This window comes from Rhodoferax sp. (assembly GCF_028715765.1).
Taxonomy (GTDB): domain Bacteria; phylum Pseudomonadota; class Gammaproteobacteria; order Burkholderiales; family Burkholderiaceae_C; genus Rhodoferax.
In genome coordinates, this window is sequence record NZ_JAQURE010000103.1 from 1 (window position 1) to 2,966 (window position 2,966).

Genomic DNA, 2,966 nt, shown 5'->3' on the forward strand with positions numbered 1-2,966 from the left:
GCGATCAAATTCAAGACACCTCCAAGCGCATCAAGCGACTGGGTGAATCGTCTCAGGAAATTGGTGAAATCACCGAGCTGATCTCCGACATTACCGAGCAAACCAACGTGTTGGCGTTGAATGCCGCTATTCAAGCGGCCTCAGCCGGCGATGCCGGGCGCGGCTTCTCTGTGGTGGCCGAAGAAGTGCAACGCCTGGCGGAACGCTCGGCTGATGCCACCCGCCAGATTGCAGCGCTGGTGAAGGCCATTCAAACCGACACCCAAGATGCGGTGGGCGCCATGGAGCGCTCTACGCAGGGTGTGGTGGAAGGTGCCAAACTGTCAGACAACGCCGGCCATGCACTGTCTGAGATTGACCAGGTGTCACGTCGTTTGTCTGATCTGATTGAGCAAATTTCCAACGCTACAGCGCGTGAAGCCAGTTTGGCCAACGGGGTGGCTGAAAATATTCAGCACATTTTTGCGGTGACTGAGCAAACCGGTGAAGGCACTCGCAGCACCGCTGCGCAGGTGCGAGAGCTCTCCAAAATGGCCGAAGAGTTGCGTCAGTCTGTGGCGCGTTTCCGCATTGCTTGATCGCACTTGTTACCACCTGAATTGAACGGTTGATTCATGCATCCAGACGCTGCCCTGTCCGGCGAAAAAACGGTTGTTGAGCCAGACCTGGGGCCTTTGGCCTGGGTGCTGGATGAGTTGCGCAAATCGCTCGACAGTGCCAGCAAAGCACTCAAGCGTTTTGTGCGCGACGCTGAGTTGTCACGTGGCTCAGACATTGCTGCGCTTGATGCCAGTCAATTGCGCATTGCGCGCCAGCAGTTGCACCAAGCAGTGGGCGCCTTGGAGATGGTGGGCTTGGCGGTGCCCGCCAAGATGCTCCGCGCCATGGAAGCCTTGGTGCAAAAATTTGTGCAGCGGCCTGAGTCTTGCAGCGATGATGCGGCTTTGAAAGTGGAACTGGCCAGCTTTGCCCTGACCGACTACCTGGAAGGCTTGCTCAAAGGTAAATCTCTTTCTTCTGTGGCCTTGTTTCCGCAGTACAGCGCCGTGCTGAACTTGCTTGGTAGCGACCGTGTGCATCCTTCTGATTTGTGGTCACATGAGTGGCAGTGGTTGCCGGTGCCGGTGCCAAACAGCGTCGCAGCCATTTCGTACGATGCGGCGGTGCGTACGCGCATCGACGGCTATGTGCTCAATGTCGTGAAGTCTGCACATACCGCCTCAGCCTTGGCCATGGCAGACATTTGCTGGGGTTTCGCTGCGGCTCAATCCGGCTTGCACGCACGCACCTTTTGGGCGCTATCCAGTGCTTACTTTGAATCTGTCGCGCTTGGGTTGTGCGTGGCAGACATCTACACCAAGCGTGCAGCCTCCAGAATATTGTTGCAATACCGCACCCTGGCGCGCGGTGAGCCTGATATTTCAGAGGGTTTGGCGCAAGACCTGCTGTTTTTTTGCGCCCAGGCTGTTCCGACAGCCGGGCAGCACGCGCCCGCACTGCGTGCGGTGCGTGAAGCCTATGGCTTGGTCAATGCAGTCGCTGCGGATTACGTCAAGCCTCAATTTGGCCGTTTCGATCCCGCCTTGCTGGCGCAAGCGCGCAAGCGCATTGCGGCGGCCACAGAAACCTGGTCGTCGCTGTCGGGGGGCGATGTAACTCGCATCAAAGTTGCTCTCGATCAATTCAGTTTGGTCAGCGACTCGATCATGAAACTGCACCCCGACAGCCTTGAGCTGGCGCAAGCGTTGACACGAACCATTGAGTCCGTGGCCAAGGCAGGCACCGCCCCGGCGCCTTCCATGGCCATGGAAGTGGCAACCGCTGTGCTTTATCTGGAAGCGGCTTATGACGACCTGGATCCCACCAGTGCACAAATGGGTGAGCGCAGCCGTTGCCTGGCGCAACGCCTCGACCGGGTGCTGGCAGGTGGTGAGTCAGAGCCGCTGGACAACTGGATGGAAGAGCTTTACCGGCGTGTCAGTGACCGGCAAATCATGGGCAGTGTGGTGGATGAATTGCGCACCACCCTGGGGGAGGTCGAGGCTGGGCTGGATGCTTTTTTCCGCAACTGCCAAGACAAATCACCCTTGCATGAAGTGCCGGGCAAGCTGGCGCAAATGCGGGGTGTGTTTTCGGTGTTGGGGCTAGACCAAGCCGCCTTGGCCACATTGCGCCTGCGCGACAGCGTGGCGCAATGTTTGGTGGATGAGGTTGACCCAGCGGCTGTGGCTGCTGGTGCGTTTGAGAAGCTGGGTAACAGCCTGGGTACTTTGGGCTTTTTGATTGACATGCTCAGCTACCAGCGTGAGCTGGCCAAAAAATTATTTGTGTATGACGAAAATCTGGGTGAATTCCGCTCACTCATGGGGCGGCAAAAAGACCCAGAACCCGATTCTTTGCCCTCACCTTTGCCTGCCCCCAATGCAGATACGGTGTCTGATGCCGTAGACGCTGCCGAAGCCAAGCCGAACGAGATGTTGGCCACAGTGGTGATGTCGTTGCCAACGGCAGATGCTGCGCCTGCTGCTGTTGTCCCTGTTGCACCTGTCTCCCAAGTGCCTCCACCGGCTCTCGACGATGACGAGGATGATGCCGAGCTGTTGGGCATTTTCCTGGACGAAGCGCGTGAGGTAGTAGTTAACGGGCTGCAGACCTTGGCTGCCTTGCAAGTCAATGGTGCTGATTTTGATGAGCAAACCGCTCTTCGGCGTGCCTTTCACACCCTCAAGGGCAGCTCCCGCATGGTTGGTTTGACCGAGTTTGGCGAGGCAGCCTGGGCGCTGGAGCAAGTGCTCAATGCCTGGTTGCCCCAGCAAAAACCGGCCAGCCCGGCGTTGATCAAATTGTCTGGCCAAGCCATGACTGCCTTTGGTCAATGGGTTGAAGACATTGCCGCCGGGCAGGCCGATGCCTGGCGTGCGCAGCCCTTCAGAACCGCAGCAGACTCTCTGCGTTTGGAGAATGTG

Annotated in this window: 2 protein-coding genes; both read left to right on the forward strand. The window is 57.9% G+C overall.

Features of this window, described 5'->3' with window-relative positions; genetic code table 11:
- Positions 1-578, forward strand: a 578-nt coding sequence (locus PHT20_RS16530; RefSeq protein WP_301021392.1) for a methyl-accepting chemotaxis protein, incomplete at its 5' end; no start/stop codon positions are given.
- 36 nt (positions 579-614) lie between these two features.
- Positions 615-2,966, forward strand: a 2,352-nt coding sequence (locus tag PHT20_RS16535; RefSeq protein ID WP_301021393.1) for an Hpt domain-containing protein, incomplete at its 3' end; no start/stop codon positions are given.